This window comes from Streptomyces sp. NPDC006602 (assembly GCF_042870385.1).
Classification (GTDB): Bacteria; Actinomycetota; Actinomycetes; order Streptomycetales; family Streptomycetaceae; genus Streptomyces.
In genome coordinates this window covers 43,463-62,689 of the sequence record NZ_JBIAHG010000008.1, presented here as the reverse complement: position 1 = coordinate 62,689, position 19,227 = coordinate 43,463, and the positions used below count along the sequence as shown (strand labels likewise).

The window sequence follows — 19,227 nt, the reverse complement described above, 5'->3', positions numbered from 1 at the left end:
CATGACTGCGCGCGCTGCCGACCGGGCCCGATACGAGCGGGCCACCGCCCATCTCGACGCCCCCCTCGCGATTGTGGACCTGGACGCCTTCGACGCCAACGCGGAGGATCTCGTCCGCCGCGCCGGCGGCAAGCCGGTCCGGGTCGCCAGCAAGTCCGTACGCTGCCGGGCCCTGCTGGAACGCGTTCTGGCGAAGGACGGCTTCGCGGGAATCATGTCGTTCACCCTCGCCGAGTCCCTGTGGCTGGCGCGGAGCGGGTTCGACGACATCCTGCTCGCCTACCCATCCGCCGACCGCGCCGGCTTCGCCGAACTGGCCGCCGACCCCAAACTCGCCGCAGCCGTGACGGTGATGGTCGACGACCCGGCGCAGCTCGGGTTCATCGACGAGGCGCGCGGCGGCGGGAGCGAAGTCGTGCGCGTCTGCCTGGAGTTGGACACCTCGCTGAAGCTGCTCGGGGGCCGGGTGCGGGTCGGCGCCCTGCGCTCCCCGCTGCACTCCCCCGCCCAGGTCGCCGACCTGGCCCGTGCCGTGGCCCGGCGGCCGGGGTTCAAGGTGGTCGGGATCATGGCGTACGAGGGGCACATCGCCGGTGTCGGTGACGCGGTCGCCGGTCGGCCGCTGCGGTCGCGTGCGGTCCGGCTGATGCAGGCCACCGCCCGCAAGGAACTCGCCGAGCGGCGCGGTGCGGTGGTGCGCGCGGTGCGGGCCGTGGTGCCGGACCTGGAGTTCGTCAACGGCGGCGGCACGGGCAGTGTGCAGCACACCGCCGCGGAGGACGCGGTCACCGAGATCGGCGCGGGGTCGGGGCTGTACGTACCGCGGCTGTTCGACAACTACAGGTCCTTCAGCGGTCGTCCGGCGGCACTGTTCGCCCAGCCCGTCGTACGGCGGCCGGGGGTCGGGATCGTGACGGTCCTCGGCGGCGGCTACCCCGCCTCCGGCGCGGCCGGGCCGGACCGCCTGCCGGTGCCGTATCTGCCCGAAGGGCTGAAGTACGACCCTCAGGAGGGTCCCGGCGAGGTCCAGACGCCCCTGCTCGGCGCCCCGGCCGACGACCTGCTGCTCGGCGACAAGGTGTGGTTCCGGCACGCCAAGGCCGGTGAGCTGTGCGAACGGTTCGACGCGCTGCACCTGATCGAGGGGGACGCGGTGACGGCGACCGTCCCGACGTATCGCGGGGAAGGCCACACCTTCCTCTAGCTCGACGGGCCGATACTGCCGCCCACGCGCCCGCCCGTTTCCGCGTCGCCGATCGGCCGGATTCCCTTGGTGATCCGGTCCATGTCGGCGAGTGGCGGGCCGTCCGGGCCCGCGTCGAAGACGAACCGCACGATGACCGGCGACTCGCTACCGACGCTGGACGGAACGGCCAGGGACTGCACGTAACCGCCGGGTCCGTCGGCGGTCCTCACCCGCCAGCGCACGAAGTACCCGGCGCCTCCCGCCACCGCGACCGGCCCGGACTTGACGGTCCGGTGCGACTCGATGCCGCCGTAGCGGCGCCGGTCGAGGCTGTCACGGTCGTAGGCCGCGCCGGCCGCGTCCGGGATGTCCTGCTCGGCGAGGGTCTCGGGCGACTTCTCGTCGTTCTCGGTGACCGTGCGGGTGAGGACGAGGCCGTGGCGGCAGATGCCGACGCCCGCCGGGCAGTCGTACGTCCCGTCGTCCGTGGTCATGACGGCATCGTCCTCGGCGACGTTCTTCGGCGTGGTCCAGCCGTCGGGCAGCGGCAGGGTGATGCCGTTGAGTTCGTCCACCACGATGTCCGGATCTCCGGCGGGCGGTGCGGAGGTGGTCCGCGTCGGCGTGGGGAGCTCGGTGGGCGTGACGGACGTCGGCAGGGCGTCCGCCGCCGGGCCGCCGCCGTCCTGGCCCAGTACGGCCACTCCCGTGACGATCGCGGCGACCAGGACGACGGCCGCGGTCGTGAGGGCGACGGCCTTCGCGCGCCAGGACGCCCCGCCGGCCGGCCGCGGGGGTCCCGGCATTTCCGGGGCGCGCAGGTGTTCGGTCCACACGGCCCCGTCCCACCAGCGCTCCAGGTGAGGGACCTGGGGGTCGGGGTACCAGCCGGGCGGGGGCGCCATGCTCATCCCGGCACTGTAGGGCGCGGGCTAGAGCGGCGTGACGTACGCCCCCGAGATTCCGCCGTCCACCAGGAAGTCGGTGGCGTTCACGAAGGAGGAGTCGTCGCTGGCCAGGAAGGCGACGGCGGCGGCGATCTCGTCGGCCTCGGCGAACCGGCCGACCGGAATGTGCACCAGACGACGCGCGGCCCGCTCCCGGTCCTTGGCGAACAGTTCCTGGAGCAGGGGGGTGTTGACCGGTCCGGGGCACAGGGCGTTGACGCGGATGCCCTCCCGCGCGAACTGCACGCCCAGTTCCCGGGACATGGCCAGGACGCCGCCCTTGGACGCCGTGTACGAGATCTGCGAGGTCGCCGCGCCCATCCGGGCCACGAAGGACGCCGTGTTGATGATGGAGCCCTTGCCCTGGCGCCGCATGTACGGGATGGCGGCCTTGCAGCACAGGAAGACGGAGGTCAGGTTGACCTCCTGGACGCGCTTCCAGGCCTCCAGGCCGGTCTCCAGGATGGAGTCGTCGTCGGGCGGGGAGATGCCCGCGTTGTTGAAGGCGATGTCGACGCTGCCGTAGGTGTCGTACGCCGTCTTGAAGAGCGCCTCGACCTGCTCGGGGTCGGTGACGTCGACCTTCACGAAGATCCCGCCGATCTCGTCGGCGGCCGCCTTGCCGCGGGCCTCGTCGACGTCGCCGCAGACGACGTGCGCGCCCTCGGAGGCGAGCCGGCGGGCGGTGGCGAGGCCGATGCCGCTGCCGGCTCCCGTGACGACGGCGGTACGGCCGACGAGGCGGCGGCAGATGGTGTGCTGAGACTGTTCAGCCTGCTCGGTCATGGGTGGCTCAGGCCTCCGTACTGATGAAGACGTTCTTGGTCTCGGTGAAGGCGGTCAGGGCGTCCGGGCCGAGCTCGCGGCCGATGCCGGACTGCTTGAAACCGCCGAAGGGCGTCCAGTAGCGGACGCTGGAGTGCGAGTTGACGGACAGGTTGCCCGCGCGGACCGCCTGCGAGACACGCAGGGCGCGGCCGACGTCGCGGGTCCAGATGGAGCCGGAGAGGCCGTAGTCGGTGGCGTTGGCCAGCGCGACGGCCTCCGCCTCGTCCTCGAAGGGGAGAACGACGGCGACCGGGCCGAAGACCTCCTCGACGGCCACGCGCGCGTGCGGGTCGACGCCGGTGAGGACGGTGGGAGGGAACCAGAAGCCGGGCCCTTGTGGGGCCTTGCCGCGGATGCCCCGGGCGTCCGCGGAGACGTACGAACGGACCCGCTCCAGCTGGCTCTTGGAGATCAGCGGGCCCATCTGCGTGCCCTCGTCCGCCGGGTCGCCGACCAGGACCGACTCGATCGCGGGGGCGAGGAGGTCCAGGAAGCGGTCGTAGACGCCGCGTTGGACGAGGATGCGGGTGCGGGCGCAGCAGTCCTGGCCGGAGTTGTCGAGGAAGGACATGGGGGTGGCGGCCACGGCCGCTTCGAGGTCGGCGTCGGCGAAGACGATGTTGGGACTCTTGCCGCCGAGTTCGAGAGTGACGGGTTTGAGCAGGGCCGAGCCCTTCGCAGCCACCTGTCTGCCCACGGCCGTCGACCCGGTGAAGACGATCTTCGCCACGCCCGGGTGCTCGACGAGCGCGTTGCCCGCTACGGGACCGTGCCCGGGCAGCACCTGGAAGAGGCCCTCGGGCAGGCCCGCCTCCAGGGCGAGCTCGGCCAGGCGCAGGGCGGTCAGCGGGGTCGTCTCGGCGGGCTTGAGGATGACCGCGTTGCCCGCTGCGAGCGCCGGGGCGGTGCCCCAGGCCGCGATCGGCATCGGGAAGTTCCAGGGCGCGATGACGCCGACGACTCCCAGCGGTTCGAGGATCGTGACGTCGAGACCGCCGGGGACCGGGATCTGCCGTCCCGTCAGCCGCTCCACTCCTCCGGCCGCGTAGTCGAGCAGATCGCGTACGTTGCCCGCCTCCCAGCGGGCGTTGCCGACGGTGTGACCCGCCTCCCGGACCTCCAACCGGGCCAGCTCTTCGAGGTGTTCGTCGACCTTCGTCGCGAACCGGCGCAGCAGCCGGGCCCGGTCGCCGGGCGCGAGGCCGGCCCACCTGGCCTGTGCCTTCGTGGCATGGACGACGGCCGCGTCCACGTCGGCGGCGGTGGCGGCCGGGACGGTGGCGACGACCTCCTCGGTCGCGGGGTTCAGTACGTCCAGCGTGTACTCGGCAGACAACAGGGGCCTCACAAGCGTTCGAAGGAGCGGCGCAGCTCCCAGTCGGTCACCGCGGCGTCGAAGGCGTCCAGTTCGACGCGAGCCATGTTGCGGTAGTGCGCGACGACCTCGTCGCCGAAGGCGGCCCGGGCGATCGGGCTGTTCTCCCACAGCTCGGCGGCCTCGCGCAGGGTGGTCGGCACGTGGTCGAACCCGGCGGTGTAGGCGTTGCCCGCGCAGGCCTCGGGAAGCTCCAGCTTCTGCTCTACGCCGTGCAGCCCGGCCGCGACCAGCCCGGCCACGGCGAGGTACGGGTTGACGTCGCCGCCGGGCAGCCGGTTCTCGAAGCGCATCGAGCGGCCGTGGCCGACCACGCGCAGCGAGCAGGTGCGATTGTCGTAGCCCCAGGCGACGGCGGTCGGGGCGAAGGAGCCCGGCTGGAACCGCTTGTAGGAGTTGATGTTGGGGGCGTAGAGGAGCGAGAAGTCTCGGAGCGCGGCCAGCTGTCCGGCGAGGAAGTGGCGCATGACCTCCGACATGCCGCCCTCGTCCTGGGCGGAGCCCGCCATGGCGTTGTTTCCGGCCGCGTCCGCGAGGGAGAGGTGGATGTGGCAGGAGTTGCCCTCGCGCTCGTTGTACTTGGCCATGAAGGTGATCGAGACGCCCTCCTGGGAGGCGATCTCCTTGGTGCCGGTCTTGTAGACGGCGTGCTGGTCGCAGGTGACCAGGGCGTCGTCGTAGCGGAAGGCGATCTCGTGCTGGCCTGGATTGCACTCGCCCTTGGCGGACTCGACGGTCAGGCCGGCGGCCGCCATCTCGTTGCGGATGCGGCGCAGCAGGGGTTCGATGCGGCCGGTGCCGAGCACCGAGTAGTCGATGTTGTACTGGTTGGCCGGGGTCAGCCCCCGGTAGTTCGCGTCCCAGGCCTGCTCGTAGCTGTCCTTGAAGACGATGAACTCCAGCTCCGTGCCGACCTGGGCGGTGAAGCCGTGCTCGGCGAGGCGTTCCAGCTGGCGGCGCAGGATCTGGCGGGGCGCGGCGACGACCGGGGAGCCGTCGTTCCAGGCGAGGTCGGCGATCAGCATCGCCGTACCGGCGTTCCAGGGCACGCGGCGCAGGGTGGACAGGTCCGGGTGCATGGCGAAGTCCCCGTACCCCCGGTCCCAGGAGGACATCGCGTAGCCGTCGACGGTGTTCATCTCGGTGTCGACGGCGAGGAGATAGTTGCAGCCCTCGGTGCCGTGGTGGAGGACCTCGTCGAGGAAGAAACGGGCGGCGAACCGCTTGCCCTGGAGCCGCCCTTGCATGTCGGGAAAGGCCAGGACGACAGTGTCGATCTCACCGCCGGCGACGAGGGTGTGCAGCTCCTCGACGCTCAGCGGGGGTGTGCGGTCTGCCACGGGAAAGCCTCCTTCGGCTTCTTCGGTCAGCCGGAAGCCATAAGGTATTGCGGAGAACCATTGCTTGGGAAGGGGGCACGGCCACATGTCGCTGGAGGCTGACGGCGGCCCGGACGACCGGCTGACGCCGGTGCTGCGGCCGGTGCGGGCGGGCAACGGCTTCGAGGAGGCCCTGGAGCAGATCCTCCAGGTCGTACGGCTCGGTCTGGTGCCGGGCGGGGAGCGGCTGCCCGCGGAGCGGGAGCTGGCGGAACGGCTCGGCATCAGCCGGGTCACGCTGCGCGAGGTGCTGAAGGTGCTCCAGGACCAGGGTCTGGTGGAGTCGCGGCGCGGGCGGTACGGCGGAACGTTCGTCCTGCCCCGCGCCGACGCGCGCGGCGAGGACGAGCTGCGGCGGCGGATCGCCGAGGTCGACATCGAAGACGTCCTTCGCTTCCGGGAGGTTCTCGAGGTGGGGGCGGCGGGGCTGTGCGCGACGCACGGCCTGACGGCGGAGCAGGCCGGGCGACTGCGGGAGGCACTGGCCGCGACGCAGGACGCGCCGCTGCCCGAGTACCGCCGCCTGGACACCCTGCTCCACCTCACCCTCGCCGAGCTGTGCGGCTCGCCGACACTGACCGCGCAGTACGCGGCGGTACGCGCCTCGGTGAACGACCTCCTCGACTGCATCCCGCTCCTGGTCCGCAACCTCGAGCACTCGCAGCGCCAGCACACCGCGCTGGTCGAGGCGGTCCTCGACGGGGACGCGGACGGGGCGCGGGAGATGATGCGGGAGCACTGCGCGGGGACGGCGGCGCTGCTGCGGGGATTCCTGGCGTGATCACGTGAGGAGGAGACCGCGGTGATGGAAAGGTTCGGAAGAAGTCCATTGAGGGGTCGGAGGGGTCCATGTCGGGCAGGCCGCTGATCGGTGTCAGTACGTACCTGGAGGCCGGGGCACGCTGGGGCGTGTGGGAGCTGGAGGCGGCGCTGCTGCCCGCCGGTTATCCGCGGCTCGTGCAGCGCGCGGGCGGGCTCGCCGCGATGCTCCCGCCGGACGCGCCGGAGCACGCAGCGGCGACCGTGGCCCGCCTGGACGGTCTGGTGATCGCGGGCGGCCCGGACGTCGAGCCGGTCCGCTACGGCGCACAGGCCGACCCCCGCACCGGACCGCCCGCCCGCGCCCGGGACGCCTGGGAGCTCGCCCTGATCGAGGCGGCCCTGGCCGCACGGATCCCGCTGCTGGGCATCTGCCGGGGCATGCAGCTGCTGAACGTCGCCCTGGGCGGCACCCTGGTCCAGCACATCGACGGGCACGCGGAAGTGCCCGGGGTCTTCGGCCGACACCCGGTCAAGCCCGTACCGGGCACGACGTACGCCGATGTCGTCCCGGAGGAGACCTCGGTGCCCACCTTCCACCACCAGTCGGTCGACCGCCTCGGCGCGGGCCTGATCCCCTCGGCGCACGCGGCGGACGGAACGCTGGAGGCGGTCGAGCTTCCCGGCCCGCACTGGGTGATGGGCGTGCAGTGGCATCCGGAGATGGGCGAGGACCTGCGGGTGATGCGGGCGCTGGTGGAAGCGGCTTCTCAGTGGTCCACTTCTCGACCCACCGAGTCGGGCGGTGGGCGGGCATAGGTCCGGGGGTCCGGGGGCGAAGCCCCGGCAACTACCCGCGCGTGAGCGACAACAGCTCTCTCGCCGGTCCGACCGGCCGGTGCCCCGTGGGCCACACCGCCCGAAGGTCCCGCGCCAGCGAAACGCCCTCCACCGGCACGCTCACCAACCTCCGCATCGCCAGCTCCTCCCGCACCGCAAGTTCGCTGAGCACCGCCGGCCCCGCCCCGCTCACCACCGCCGCCTTCACCGCCGTAGTGGACGACAGCTCGATCAGCGGACGCGCCAGACCCCCCAGCGCCGTATCGAGGACCTGACGCGTGCCCGAGCCCTTCTCACGCAGGATCAGGGGTGTCACAGCCAGTTCGGAGCCCTCCAGAGGGCGGCGCCGCCGCGCCCACGGATGCCCCGGCGCCGTCACCACGATCAGGCGGTCGTGGGCGATGACCACGGAGTCCAGACCCGTGGGGACACTGAGCCCCTCGACGAACCCGAGGTCCGCCTCGTCCGTCAGCAACCGCTCCGCGACCGCCGCCGAGTTGCCCGCGAGCAGTGACACCGCGGTGTCCGGACGCTGGGCGCGCAGCGCGAGCAGCCAGCCCGGCAGCAGGTACTCGGCGATGGTCATGCTCGCCGCCACCCGGAGCCGGGAGTCGCGGCGGTCCCGCAGTGCCTGCGCCCCCGCGTCGAAGGCCTCGGCCGCCTCCACGATCCGCCGGGCCCAGTCGGTGACCAGCGCACCGGCGTCGGTGAGCCGGGAGCCGCGCGGCGAGCGGTCCACGAGGGCCACCCCCAGCTGGCGTTCCATCGAGCGGACCCGGCTGCTGGCGGCGGGCTGGGTGATGCCCACTTCGCGCGCCGCAGCGCCCAGACTTCCGAGCCGCGCCACCGCCAGCAGCAGTTCCAGGGCCCCGAGATCCGGCACCCGGTGCGACAGCGAGCCGCTCACCTCGAACCGGGAGTTGTCCTGTTCCCCATCGCCGCTCATAAAGACAGCTTATGCAGTCATAGGGACATACTCCCTGGTAGCGGCCCTTCACCGGCGAGACGGTGGACACATGGTCACCGCTGCCCGGCCCCTCCCCCGTGCCACCGCACACCAACACCCTCCGCGCGCCCTCGCCGTCCGTCACCTCGGACCGAACTGGTACGCCTCCGTCATGGGCACCGCCATCGTCGCCACCGCTGGCGCCGGCCTTCCCGGGCAGGTCCCCGGCCTGCGCACCGCCTGCACCGCCGTCTGGGCCCTCTCCCTGGCGCTGCTCCTCGTCCTGCTCTGCGCCCGCGCACTGCACTGGAGGCACCACCGCGACCAGGCCCGCGCCCACCTCCTCGACCCGGCCACGGCTCCCTTCTACGGCTGCCTCGCCATGGCCCTGCTGGCCGTCGGTGGCGGCACCCTCACCGTCGGCCGGGACTGGATCGGCACCGAGGCGGCGGTCGCGCTCGACGCCGTGCTGTTCACCGCCGGGACGGTCGTGGGGCTGGCGGCCGCCGTCGCCGTGCCGTACCTGATGGCCGTACGCCATCGTGTGGAGCCCGGACAGGCCACGCCGGTGTGGCTGTTGCCCGTGGTCGCGCCCATGGTGTCCGCGGCCCTCGGGCCACTGCTCGTGCCGCATCTGCCGCCCGGTCAGCCGCGGGAGACCCTTCTCCTGGCTTGCTTCGCGATGTTCGGGCTGAGCCTGCTCGCGACCCTGGCCATGCTGCCGGTGATCTTCGCTCGCCTGATCACCGTCGGACCCCTGCCCCTCACCCTCACCCCGACCCTGTTCCTGGTGCTCGGCCCGCTCGGCCAGTCCACGACCGCGGTCGGCAAGTTCGCCGACGTGGCGCCCGGTGTCGTACCGGCTCCCTCCAGCGAAGGCTTCGCCGTCTTCGCCGTCCTCTACGGCGTCCCGGTCATGGGCTTCGCCCTGCTGTGGTTCGGGCTCGCCACCGCGCACGTGCTGCGCGCGCGGCGGCAGGGCATGGGCTTCGCGATGACCTGGTGGGCGTTCACCTTCCCGGTGGGCACCTGCGTCACGGGCGCGGAGGCCCTGGCCCGGCACACCGGGCTCCTCGCCTACGACGGGCTCGCCGTCGGCCTGTACGGCGTCCTCGTCGCCGCCTGGGCCACCGCCGCCGTGCACACCGCGCGCGGTCTGCTCAGCGGCTCGCTGCTCGCAGCGCCTCGCCCAGTACCCGCGGCGCCTCGGCCAGCGACGGTCCGTACCACGTCAGGTGCCGCCCGCTGACCAGCGCGCAGGGCAGGCCGGGGAAGGCCTCCGGGCCGTCGTCGGCAGTGAAGCGGTAGGGCTCGTCGGGGAGGACGACCACGTCCGGCGCGGCGGCGCGCAACTCCTCGACGGGGATGCGCGGATAGCGCTCGGCGTGTCCCGCGTACAGGTGGTCGACGCCCAGGCGGGCCAGGACATCACCCGCGAAGGTGTCCCGGCCCACGACCATCCACGGCCGACGCCAGATCGGCACGACCGCTGTCGTACGGCGTTCTGGTGGCCGTAGCGCCGACCATGCCTCCTCCGCCTCGTCCAGCCAGCGCGGGCGGGTCCTCGCCCCGCAGGCCCGAAGCACGCGCTGGAGTTCCCGGAAGGCCTGCGGCACGTCCCGAACCTCGGTCACCAGCACCTCGACGCCCGCCTCACGCAGGGCGGCCAGGTCGGGGGCTCGGTTCTCCTCCTCGTTGGCGATCACCAGGTCGGGGGCGAGGGCGACGATCCGGTCGACCTTCGGGTTCTTGGTGCCGCCGACGCGGGTGACGTCGAGGTCGGCGGGGTGCGTGCACCAGTCGGTGGCGCCGACCAGGGTGCCGGTCCCCGCCACGGCCTCCGTGAGGGACGGGACGAGCGAGACGACTCTCACCGGCGCGGCCGGTCCTGGACCGCCTCGATGTGCTCGGCCACGGCGACGACGACCACGCGGGTGTCGGCCACCGTCGCCCGCCAGCGGTGCCGCACACCGCCGGTGAGGTAGAGCGTGTCGCCACGGCCCAGCCGGTAGGCGCGGCCCTCGGCCTCGATGTCCACGGCGCCGTCGGCGACGTACATCAACTGGTCGTTGCGGTACTGGAATTCACGGCCCGCCTCATGGTCCCCGGTGAACTCCGAGGCGTGCATCTGGTGGTGACCGCGCACCAGGGAACGCGCCCGGGGTTCCGGCGGCGGAGCCTCGGCCCCGTCGGCGCGCACGACGTCGACGCTGCACGCCGGGTCGGCGGCGGCGAGGAGTTCGACGGCGGTGGTGCGCAGCGCGTCGGCGACCTTTTCCAGGGAGCTGCGGCTGGGCCGGGCGCGTTCGTTCTCGATCTGGCTCAGGAAGGGGACGGACAGGCCGCTGCGCTGGGCCACGACGGCGAGGGTGAGCTCCAGCGCCCGGCGCCGGCGTCTTACGGCCGCGCCCACCCGAAGTGGCTGTTCTTTGTGGTCGCCCATCGCTCCGGCTCCCTCCTTCGCTCGTCGGTCCGGATCCCCTGCGCCACCGTTCGGGCGCACTGCTCCTGATGAGTTCTCTGCACCCTACGCAGGTTCGGCAAACCGTTTCATGCGGCCGTCACATCGACGACACACACGGTGTCACCGGACCTCACGGATCGCGCCAGCGGATCGGCTCCCCGGAGTCCGCGGGCGGGGATTTCTCCCGCGGGGCGAAGAGGCCGACCAGCAGGCCGGGCGGCAGTCAGGGCCCAAGGTGCGTAGCTCTGTGTGATTGGCCGGATCCTTCTCGTGGACGAGGGTACCTCCGCACGAGTACCCCGGGACGAGGCCCCCGGACACGACCCGAGGGGCGGACCCCGCCACACGCTGTCAGGACGCGTGAGGAGGCCCGCCCCTCGGGCGGCTTCGGTGCGGCGGCTACCGCGGGGTCATCCGGTCGACCATGTCCGGGTGGTCCTTCAGCCACGCGGCGACCGCTTCCTCCTCGTTGCCCTGGCCGTGCTTGTTGATCTCGCCCTCCAGGGTGCCGAGCTCGTCCTCGCTCATCTTGAAGTTCTTGATCCACTTCGTGAGCTCGGGGTACTGTCCGGGGAACTTCGAGCTGGAAATCGTGCGGATCGTGTTCCCCTCGCCGAAGAGCTTCTTGTCGTCCTTCAGCTTGGTGAGGTCGTACTGGCTGTACGCCCAGTGCGGCGACCACAGGACGACCGCGACGGGCTCCTTCTTGGCGTAGGCGCGCTTGAGCTCGGCCAGCATCGCTGGCGTGGAGCCGTCGACGACGTCGTACTCCTTGTCCAGGCCGTAGCCGGGCAGGACCTTCGTCTTGAGCAGGTTCATCTCGCCGGTGCCCGGCTCGATGCCGATGACCTTCCCGTCGAAGAGGCCGGCCTTGCCCTTGAGGTCCTCGTAGGACTTGACGTCCTTGACGTACGAGGGCACGGCGACCTCAAGGGAGGTCGGTTCGTACCAGGTCCCCAGGTCGGCGAGTTTCTCCTTGTTCTGGTCCCAGTAGTTCTTCTGCGCGTACGGCAGCCAGGCGTCGAAGTTGAGATCGAGGTCTCCGGAGGCGAGGCCGGTGTAGACCGGGCCGACGTCCATCTGCTTGAGGTTCAGCTTGTAGCCGCGCCGCTCCAGGACGTTCTTCCAGAGGTAGGTGACGGCTATGTCCTCGTCCCAGGGGAACCAGGCCACGTCGATGGGCCGCTTGGCCTCCGCGGGGGTCGAGCCGGAGCCGCTCGCGACGGGGGCCAGCTTGTCGACGACGCCGGGGTTCTTCTTCAGCCAGGCGCGCACGGCGTCCTGCTGCTTGCCCTGACCCGCCTTGTTGATCTCGGCTTCCAGGCCGGTGAGCTGCTTCTCGTCCATCGTGAAGTTCTTCAGCCACCCACCGACGACCGGATTGTCGGCGGTGAAGCCCTTGCGGGCGGTCGTGTGGACGCCGTCGCCCTTGCCCCAGGCGCCCTTGGGGTCCTTGAGCTTCTTCAGGTCGTAGTCGCTGTAGGCCCAGTGCGGGGACCAGAGCGTGACGACGATCGGTTCCTTCTTGCTGTAGGCCCGCTTGAGTTCGGCCAGCATCGCCGGCGTGGAGCTGTCGACGACCTTGTACTCCTTGTCGAGGCCGTACTCCTTGAGGACCTTCGTCTTGAGCAGGCTCATCATGCCGGCGCTGGACTCGATGCCGGTGATCTTCCCGCCGAAGGTGGCGGCCTTGCCCTTGAGGTCCGCCAGGGAGTCGATGCCCTTCATGTAGGAGGGCACGCTCAGCTCCAGGGAGGTCTGGCCGTACCAGGCCCCGAGGTCCTCCAGCTGACTGCCGTACTTCTTCCAGTACTGCTCGTGGGTCGTCGGCAGCCAGGCGTCGGTCTGGAAGTCGATGCTGCCCTGCGCGAGGGAGGTGTAGAGCGGTCCGGCGTCGAGCTGCTTGGTCTCCACCTGGTAGCCGCGCTCCTCCAGGATCTCCTTCCACAGGTAGGTGGAGGCGACGCCCTCGTCCCAGGGGATGTAGCCGATGGTGATCTTCTTGCCCTGACCGACGTCCTTGGCGTCGGCGACAGTGGAGGAGCCGCCGTTGCCGCCGAAGACGCCCATCCCGCCCGCCACGAGGGCGAGGACGACGACGCCGACCACGGCGATCTGCGGGCGCGGCCGGTACGACCAGACCTTGAGGCCCTGCGCGGCACGTGCCTTGGCGGCGGCGCGGCGGCCCAGCGGGGAGACGTGGACGCCGAGGGCGCTGGTCATGCGGTCGAGGTAGATCGCCAGGATCACGATGGCGAGGCCGGCCTCGGAACCGAGGCCGACGTTGAGCTGGCCGATGGCCTGGTTGACGTCGCCGCCGAGGCCGCCGGTGCCGACCATGCCGGCGATCGCGGCCATGGACAGGCCCAGCATGATGACCTGGTTCACCCCGGCCATGACGGTGGGCAGTGCGAGCGGCAACTGGACCCGCAGGAGTGTGTCGCGTGGGTGAGTGCCGAACGCCTCGGCTGCCTCGACCAGTTCCTTGTCGACCTGGCGGATGCCCAGCTCCGTCATGCGCACGCCGGGGGCGAGCGCGAAGATCAGGGTGGCGACGATGCCCGCGGAGGCGCCGGTGCCGAAGAACAGAATCGCCGGGATGAGGTAGATCATCGCGGGCAGCGTCTGCATGAAGTCCAGCACCGGCCGGACCAGCCCGCTGACCCGGTTCGAGCGCGCCGCCCAGATGCCCACCGGCACCGATATGACGAGCGCGATGAGCGTGGCCACGAGGACCAGCGACAGCGTCACCATCGCGTCCTCCCACAGCTCGAGGGAGTCGATGAAGGCGAATCCCGCGAAGGTGAGGACACCGGCGAGCGTGCCGCGCAGCCAGAAGGCAAGCACCGCGAAGATGCCCGCCAGGATCAGGGGTTCGGGCGCCTGGAGGACGGCGTCGATGCCGTCGTAGGTGCCGGTGAAGACGGACTTGAGGAAGTCGAAGAGCCACGACATGTGGCCGAGCAGCCAGTTGACGGCGTCGTTGACCCAGTCGCCGAGCGGAATCCTAGGCACGCGACACCACCTTGTCGCCGCCCGTGTCCCGCGGGGAGTCACAGGCCGCGGGGGCGCCCTGCTCGTCGCCGAGGAAGCCGACGAGGCGTTGCCTGGGCACGCGACCGACGAGTTCGCCTTCCGCGTCGAGGACCGCCACGGGGTGCGTCAGACGGGCGCTGATCGCACAGAGTTCGGCGAACGGTGTGTCCGGCGTCGCGGTCTCGCAGTTGCAGCTGACCTCTTCGCCGATGACATCCGTGTCCATGACGGCGGAGGCGGTCAGGACGCGGGAGCGGTCGACGTCCTTGGTGAACGAGGCAACGTAGTCGTCTGCGGGCCGGACAAGGATGTCCTCCGCCGTGCCGATCTGGACGATACGGCCGTCGCGCATCACGGCGATGCGGTCGCCCAGGCGCATGGCCTCGTTGAGGTCGTGCGTGATGAAGACGATCGTCTTCTTCAGGGTGTCCTGGAGCTGCAGGAGCTGGTCCTGCATGTCACGGCGGATCAGCGGGTCCAGCGCGCTGAAGGATTCGTCCATGAGCAGCAGGTCGGCGTCGGTGGCGAGGGCGCGGGCGAGGCCCACGCGCTGCTGCATGCCGCCGGACAGCTCGTCGGGCCAGGACTTCTCCCAGCCGGCCAGGCCGCACAGGGCGAGCGCCTCGGAGGCACGCGCCTCGCGCTCGCGGCGGGGTACGCCCTGGACGGACAGGCCGTAGGCGGCGTTCTCCAGGACACTGCGGTGCGGGAAGAGCGCGAAGTGCTGGAAGACCATGCTGATCTTCTTCGCACGGACCGCGCGCAGTTCGCGGTCGGAGAGCGCCGTCAGGTCGTCGCCGTCGAAGCGGACGCTGCCCGCGGTCGGCTCCAGGAGGCCGTTGAGCATGCGCAGCAGCGTGGACTTGCCGGAGCCGGACAGGCCCATCACGACGAAGATCTGCCCCGGCTCCACGGTGAAGGAGGCGTCGATCACCGCCGCGGTGGTGCCGTCGGCACGCAGCTCCTCCCGGTCGGTCCCCTGCCGGAGCCGTTCGACTGCCTCGTCCGGTCGTCTGCCGAACACCTTGTAGAGCGCTTCGGCCTCAAGTCTGGATGACACGCGTACCTCTTGTCTCGACGGCCAGGAGTGGGGGGCGAACGGCCAACAACAGTTGAATGCGCAACCGGCATCGCTCCGAGGCGGCGCCTGCCCGGACCGGTTCCGGCCAAACGGGGAGGTGGTCCAGTTCACAGGACGTTTACGCGCGTGAAGCGCTGCGTCACCGGCACCTCTCTGTCAGTGCCGTACGGCATGATGCGTGGCGTGACCGGACGACTCATGCTCCTCGACACCGCCTCGCTGTACTTCCGCGCCTACTTCGGCGTGCCGGAGTCCGTGAAGGCCCCGGACGGCACGCCGGTGAACGCCGTGCGCGGGCTCCTCGACTTCATCGACCGCCTGGTCAAGGACCATCGCCCCGACCACCTGGTGGCCTGCATGGACGCCGACTGGCGCCCCCGCTGGCGGGTCGAGCTGATCCCCTCCTACAAGGCCCACCGCGTCGCCGAGGAGCACGCGGCGGGCCCCGACGAGGAGGAGGTGCCGGACACCCTCTCGCCCCAGGTACCCGTCATCGAGGCCGTCCTGGACGCGCTCGGCATCGCGCGCGTGGGCGTGGCGGAGTACGAGGCGGACGACGTGATCGGCACGTTCACCGCGCGGGCCGAGGGCCCGGTCGACATCGTCACCGGCGACCGGGACCTGTACCAACTGGTGGACGACGCGCGCGGGGTGCGCGTGTTGTACCCGCTCAAGGGCGTCGGCTCGCTGCAGCTGACCGACGAGGCGTGGCTGCGCGAGAAGTATGGGGTCGACGGCAAGGGGTACGCGGACCTGGCGCTGCTGCGCGGCGACCCGAGCGACGGCCTGCCGGGGGTTCCCGGCGTCGGCGAGAAGACGGCGGCGAAGCTGCTCGCCGAGTTCGGCGACCTGGCCGGGATCATCGCCGCGGTCGACGACCCGAAGGCAAGGCTCACGCCGGCGCAGCGCAGGCGGCTGGACGAGTCGCGGCCGTATCTGGCGGTGGCACCCAAGGTCGTCAAGGTCGCGGACGACGTGCCCCTGCCGGTTGTCGACACGGCACTGCCGCGGGTGCCGCGCGATCCCGTCGCGCTGAAGGAGCTGGCGGCCCACTGGGGACTGGGTGGATCATTGCAGCGGCTGCTCGCCACGCTCGTCGCTTAAGCGACGTCACCGCACGTCGCTCAGGCGTTGTCCCGGGGCTCACAATCTCCCAAGAGAGGTTCATGGTCCTCTCATCCGGGGGGTATTCAATGGGGGAGATGCTAACTTAGGTAAGCCTAAGCATGGAAACAGGGAGGCCGCCATGGCAGAACGACCGGGACGACAGCCGCGGAAGCCCCACTCCGCGCAGGTCGTGCGAACCGAGCGACTGACCCCGCACATGCAGCGGGTGGTGCTCGGCGGCGAGGGTCTGGCCGACTTCTCGGCGGACACCTGCACCGACCACTACGTGAAGATCCTGTTCCCGGCCGACGGCGCGACCTACCCCGAGCCCTTCGACATGCAGCGAATCCGCGAAGAGTTCCCGCGCGAACAGTGGCCCGTGACCCGGACGTACACGGTCCGCGCCTGGGACCCCCAACACCGCGAGCTGACGCTGGACTTCGTGATCCACGGCGACGAGGGCCTCGCCGGACCGTGGGCCCTGCGCACCCAACCGGGGGAAACGGTCTGGTTCATGGGCCCCGGCGGCGCCTACGCCCCCGACCCTGCCGCCGACTGGCATCTGCTCGTCGGTGACGAGAGCGCGCTCCCCGCGATCGCCCGGTCCCTTGAGGTCCTGCCCACCGGCGCCCGCGCCCACGCCTTCATCGAGGTGGCCGGCCCCGAGGAGGAGCAGAAGATCGACTCCGACGTTGAGGTCGTCTGGCTGCACCGCGGCGAGGGCCGCATCGGCGACGCGCTGACCGAGGCCGTCCGGGCGCTGGAGTTCCCGGATGGCCGCGTGCACGCGTTCGTGCACGGCGAGGCGCACTTCGTGAAGCAGCTGCGCCATCTCCTGCGGGTCGAGCGCGGGGTCGCGCGCGAGGACTTGTCGATCTCCGGCTACTGGCGGCTCGGCCACAACGAGGACGGCTGGCAGGCCTCGAAGCGGGAGTGGAACGCACGCATCGAGGCGGAGCAGGAGGGGGCGGCGCCCGCCGCATAGCCACTCCCGCGTCTTGAGGCGGCGGCACCTTCCAGAGTGCCGCCGCTTCACTGTGTCGGGGCCTCACACCGACCGCTGGTACGACCGGAACGTCCGGATGGACAGCCACACCGCCGGGACGAGAGCCGCTCCGCCGGCAGCCGCTCCACCTCGTCGGGAGGCAGCGCGCCCATCAGCGAGAGGGCGGTCTCGAAGATCGGGTACTCCAACACGGGCACGGCGTTGAGGTCCGACAACCACTCGGCCATCTCCTCGCGCCCGGCCTCGGTGAGCCCGTAGACCGTGCGCTCGGACCGGTTGCCCTGCCGCTGCACATCGGTCTGCCGCTGCACATCGGTCACCTCGACGAAGCCATGCTTCTCGAGGCTCTGCACCACCGTGTGGAGCGAGCCGTAGTTGATCTTCGTGCTGGTGTCCTTACCCTGGCGGCGCAGGGTCTGTGCGATCTCGTGCATCGGCCTCTGTCGGCGGGTCACCGGGCCGGCGAGCGCGAGCGGCTTGCTCAGCTTGCGGCGCTTCATCGCCAGGACGTCACCTCGTTTCCGAACAGCCGTAGCCGATATCGCGATTCCGATACACGCGATGTATCGCGATCGACTGAACCAGCAAGAGCGTGAGAACTTGGGCCCGCCACGGATACGGCTACGTCATTCGGCCGAAACAGCGCCTCCTTAATTTCTGTCAACCGACAGAAATTCCGCTCCCTGCGCTGAAGGCAGGTGCCGCCGTGACGACAACCAGCCCCTCCGAGGTACGTCCCGATCCACTGCACTCCCCCGACGACCGCTCCCTCACCGAATTCGGCTACCGCCAGGAACTGCACCGCAGCCTGGGCCGGTACGCGTCCTTCGCAGCCGGCTTCTCCTTCATCTCCGTCCTGACGACCGTCTTCCAGTTCTTCGCCTTCGGGTACGCGTTCGGCGGCCCCGTCTTCTTCTGGACCTGGCCGGCGGTACTGGTCGGGCAGCTCCTGGTGGCCGCCTGCTTCGCCGAACTGGCCGCCCGCTACCCGATCTCCGGTGCCATCTACCAGTGGTCCTCGCGTCTTTCGAACCTCACGTTCGGCTGGTTCGCCGGCTGGATCATGGTGATCGGGCAGATCGTGGTGGTCGCGGCCGCGGCACTGGCGCTGCAGCTGGTGCTGCCCGCGATCTGGTCCGGCTTCCAGCTGATCGGCACCGACTCGGCGATCACCTCGGCTGACGGCGCGGCCAACGCGGCCGTCCTCGGCGTGATCCTGCTGGTGCTGACCACGCTGGTGAACATCCTGGACAACCGCGTGATGTCGGTGATCAACCGGGTCGGCGTCACCGCCGAGATCATCGGAGCGGTTCTGATCATCGTCCTGCTGCTGACCCACTCCGAGCGCACCCCCGGCATCACCTTCCACACCGAGGGCGCCGCCCAGTCAGGCCTGTTCGGGGCCCTGATGGTGGGCTCGTTCGCGGCGGCGTACGTGATGATCGGCTTCGACAGCGCGGGCGAGATGAGCGAGGAGACGCACCACCCCCGGCGCACCGCACCCCGCACCATCCTCGTCGCGCTCGGCGCGGCCGGTCTGCTCGCCACTCTGATCGTCCTCGGCGGCCTGCTCGCCGCTCCCAGCCTCACCGACGGGCATCTGGCCGTCGACGGCCTGAGCTACGTCCTCACCAGCAGCCTGGGCGACGGCGTCGGCCGCGTGCTGCTGGCCGACGTGGTGGTGGCGATCGCGGTGGCCACCCTGGCGATCCAGACGGCCGCCTGCCGGATGCTCTTCTCCATGGCCCGCGACGGCCAGCTCCCCTTCTCCGGCCGTCTTGCCAAGGTCAACCCGCGCACGGGCATGCCGAGCGCCCCGGCCCTGGTGGTCGGCGTCCTGGCGGCAGCCCTGCTGCTGCTCAACTTCGCCTCCCCGGACGCGTTCCTGGCCATCGGCACGACCTGCATCGTGATGCTGTACCTGGCCTACGCGATGGTCACCGGCCCGCTCCTGGTCCGCCGCCTGCGCGGCGAGTTCGGCTCCGAAGGCACCGAAGGCACCGACGAGACGGGCGCCCGCCTCTTCTCCCTCGGTCGCTGGGGCGTCCCCGTCAACGCCCTCGCCCTCCTGTACGGCCTGTTCATGACCGTCAACCTCGCCTGGCCCCGGGCCGCGGTGTACGACCCGACGGGCGGTCACTGGTACTTCCAGTGGTTCACCGTCCTGTTCCTCGCCGTGACCGTGGTGATCGGCGTGGCCTACCGGGCGTACAAGGCCCGTGCGGTGGTGGCGGAGGCGCCCGAGGCGGTCGCGGCGTAACCCCGCCCGGGTC

The 19,227-nt window shown here is 70.9% G+C and carries 16 protein-coding genes and 1 pseudogene; 7 read left to right on the top strand and 10 right to left on the bottom strand.

Features of this window, described 5'->3' with window-relative positions; genetic code table 11:
• The first annotated feature begins 1 nt into the window (after position 1).
• On the top strand, positions 2-1,204 hold the full coding sequence (locus ACFYO2_RS21835) for an amino acid deaminase/aldolase (RefSeq protein ID WP_388351436.1): 1,203 nt from the start codon (positions 2-4) through the stop codon (positions 1,202-1,204).
• On the opposite strand, the gene ACFYO2_RS21830 is transcribed toward ACFYO2_RS21835, so the two are convergent.
• From ACFYO2_RS21830 to ACFYO2_RS21815, 4 genes are read right to left on the bottom strand one after another with little or no spacing between them, the layout of a single operon-like run.
• Positions 1,201-2,091, bottom strand: a complete 891-nt coding sequence (locus ACFYO2_RS21830) for a DUF2510 domain-containing protein (protein WP_388352002.1) — start codon at positions 2,089-2,091, stop codon at positions 1,201-1,203. The two genes, ACFYO2_RS21835 and ACFYO2_RS21830, sit on opposite strands and share 4 nt — an antisense overlap.
• 27 nt (positions 2,092-2,118) lie before the next feature.
• Positions 2,119-2,919, bottom strand: a complete 801-nt coding sequence (locus ACFYO2_RS21825) for a 3-oxoacyl-ACP reductase (protein WP_388351433.1) — start codon at positions 2,917-2,919, stop codon at positions 2,119-2,121.
• Between the two features lie 7 nt (positions 2,920-2,926).
• Positions 2,927-4,297 carry an aldehyde dehydrogenase family protein gene (locus ACFYO2_RS21820; RefSeq protein ID WP_388351430.1) on the bottom strand — a complete coding sequence of 457 codons (1,371 nt, stop codon included), beginning with the start codon at positions 4,295-4,297 and terminating at the stop codon, positions 2,927-2,929.
• A gap of 8 nt (positions 4,298-4,305) precedes the next feature.
• Positions 4,306-5,676 (bottom strand): glutamine synthetase family protein, encoded by a 1,371-nt coding sequence (locus ACFYO2_RS21815; protein WP_388351428.1) that lies wholly within the window; start codon positions 5,674-5,676, stop codon positions 4,306-4,308.
• A gap of 85 nt (positions 5,677-5,761) precedes the next feature.
• Between ACFYO2_RS21815 and ACFYO2_RS21810 the strand changes: the two genes are divergently transcribed.
• Positions 5,762-6,496 (top strand): FadR/GntR family transcriptional regulator, encoded by a 735-nt coding sequence (locus tag ACFYO2_RS21810; protein WP_388351425.1) that lies wholly within the window; start codon positions 5,762-5,764, stop codon positions 6,494-6,496.
• Between the two features lie 68 nt (positions 6,497-6,564).
• Positions 6,565-7,293, top strand: a complete 729-nt coding sequence (locus ACFYO2_RS21805) for a gamma-glutamyl-gamma-aminobutyrate hydrolase family protein (protein ID WP_388351422.1) — start codon at positions 6,565-6,567, stop codon at positions 7,291-7,293.
• Positions 7,294-7,324: 31 nt separating this feature from the next.
• On the opposite strand, the gene ACFYO2_RS21800 is transcribed toward ACFYO2_RS21805, so the two are convergent.
• Positions 7,325-8,260 carry a LysR family transcriptional regulator gene (locus tag ACFYO2_RS21800; RefSeq protein WP_388351420.1) on the bottom strand — a complete coding sequence of 312 codons (936 nt, stop codon included), beginning with the start codon at positions 8,258-8,260 and terminating at the stop codon, positions 7,325-7,327.
• A 70-nt stretch (positions 8,261-8,330) separates the two neighbouring features.
• Between ACFYO2_RS21800 and ACFYO2_RS21795 the strand changes: the two genes are divergently transcribed.
• Positions 8,331-9,509: a TDT family transporter gene (locus tag ACFYO2_RS21795; protein WP_388351417.1), complete on the top strand. Its 1,179-nt coding sequence runs from the start codon at positions 8,331-8,333 to the stop codon at positions 9,507-9,509.
• Here ACFYO2_RS21795 and ACFYO2_RS21790 read toward each other — a convergent pair.
• From ACFYO2_RS21790 to ACFYO2_RS21775, 4 genes are all read right to left on the bottom strand, one after another.
• The gene (locus ACFYO2_RS21790) at positions 9,421-10,134 is read right to left on the bottom strand and encodes a helical backbone metal receptor (protein ID WP_388351414.1); all 714 of its coding nucleotides are present in this window, start codon (positions 10,132-10,134) and stop codon (positions 9,421-9,423) included. The genes ACFYO2_RS21795 and ACFYO2_RS21790 overlap by 89 nt on opposite strands.
• Positions 10,131-10,703 (bottom strand): helix-turn-helix domain-containing protein, encoded by a 573-nt coding sequence (locus ACFYO2_RS21785; RefSeq protein WP_388351411.1) that lies wholly within the window; start codon positions 10,701-10,703, stop codon positions 10,131-10,133. Before ACFYO2_RS21785 ends, ACFYO2_RS21790 begins: the two co-directional genes overlap by 4 nt.
• Before the next feature lie 420 nt (positions 10,704-11,123).
• Positions 11,124-13,739: an ABC transporter permease/substrate binding protein gene (locus ACFYO2_RS21780; protein WP_388351408.1), complete on the bottom strand. Its 2,616-nt coding sequence runs from the start codon at positions 13,737-13,739 to the stop codon at positions 11,124-11,126.
• Positions 13,732-14,820 carry a glycine betaine/L-proline ABC transporter ATP-binding protein gene (locus tag ACFYO2_RS21775; RefSeq protein WP_388351405.1) on the bottom strand — a complete coding sequence of 363 codons (1,089 nt, stop codon included), beginning with the start codon at positions 14,818-14,820 and terminating at the stop codon, positions 13,732-13,734. Before ACFYO2_RS21775 ends, ACFYO2_RS21780 begins: the two co-directional genes overlap by 8 nt.
• Before the next feature lie 195 nt (positions 14,821-15,015).
• Between ACFYO2_RS21775 and ACFYO2_RS21770 the strand changes: the two genes are divergently transcribed.
• Positions 15,016-15,945 (top strand): 5'-3' exonuclease H3TH domain-containing protein, encoded by a 930-nt coding sequence (locus tag ACFYO2_RS21770; protein WP_388352000.1) that lies wholly within the window; start codon positions 15,016-15,018, stop codon positions 15,943-15,945.
• Positions 15,946-16,087: 142 nt separating this feature from the next.
• Positions 16,088-16,933 carry a siderophore-interacting protein gene (locus ACFYO2_RS21765; protein WP_388351402.1) on the top strand — a complete coding sequence of 282 codons (846 nt, stop codon included), beginning with the start codon at positions 16,088-16,090 and terminating at the stop codon, positions 16,931-16,933.
• An 89-nt stretch (positions 16,934-17,022) separates the two neighbouring features.
• Here ACFYO2_RS21765 and ACFYO2_RS21760 read toward each other — a convergent pair.
• Positions 17,023-17,454, bottom strand: a pseudogene (locus ACFYO2_RS21760) (PadR family transcriptional regulator); the annotation flags it as partial.
• A 206-nt stretch (positions 17,455-17,660) separates the two neighbouring features.
• Between ACFYO2_RS21760 and ACFYO2_RS21755 the strand changes: the two are divergent.
• Complete coding sequence (locus ACFYO2_RS21755) at positions 17,661-19,214, top strand: amino acid permease (protein ID WP_388351399.1); 1,554 nt, start codon at positions 17,661-17,663, stop codon at positions 19,212-19,214.
• Positions 19,215-19,227: the final 13 nt, after the last annotated feature.

Excerpts from the sequence above, each read along its gene's own strand:
- ACFYO2_RS21810 (WP_388351425.1), top strand. The coding sequence starts at position 5,762 with ATGTCGCTGGAGGCTGACGGCGGCCCGGACGACCGGCTGACGCCGGTG.
- ACFYO2_RS21770 (WP_388352000.1), top strand. The coding sequence starts at position 15,016 with ATGCGTGGCGTGACCGGACGACTCATGCTCCTCGACACCGCCTCGCTG.
- ACFYO2_RS21800 (WP_388351420.1), bottom strand. The coding sequence starts at position 8,260 with ATGAGCGGCGATGGGGAACAGGACAACTCCCGGTTCGAGGTGAGCGGC.
- ACFYO2_RS21835 (WP_388351436.1), top strand. The coding sequence starts at position 2 with ATGACTGCGCGCGCTGCCGACCGGGCCCGATACGAGCGGGCCACCGCC.
- ACFYO2_RS21805 (WP_388351422.1), top strand. The coding sequence starts at position 6,565 with ATGTCGGGCAGGCCGCTGATCGGTGTCAGTACGTACCTGGAGGCCGGG.
- ACFYO2_RS21830 (WP_388352002.1), bottom strand. The coding sequence starts at position 2,091 with ATGGCGCCCCCGCCCGGCTGGTACCCCGACCCCCAGGTCCCTCACCTG.
- ACFYO2_RS21785 (WP_388351411.1), bottom strand. The coding sequence starts at position 10,703 with ATGGGCGACCACAAAGAACAGCCACTTCGGGTGGGCGCGGCCGTAAGA.
- ACFYO2_RS21795 (WP_388351417.1), top strand. The coding sequence starts at position 8,331 with ATGGTCACCGCTGCCCGGCCCCTCCCCCGTGCCACCGCACACCAACAC.
- ACFYO2_RS21825 (WP_388351433.1), bottom strand. The coding sequence starts at position 2,919 with ATGACCGAGCAGGCTGAACAGTCTCAGCACACCATCTGCCGCCGCCTC.
- ACFYO2_RS21765 (WP_388351402.1), top strand. The coding sequence starts at position 16,088 with ATGGCAGAACGACCGGGACGACAGCCGCGGAAGCCCCACTCCGCGCAG.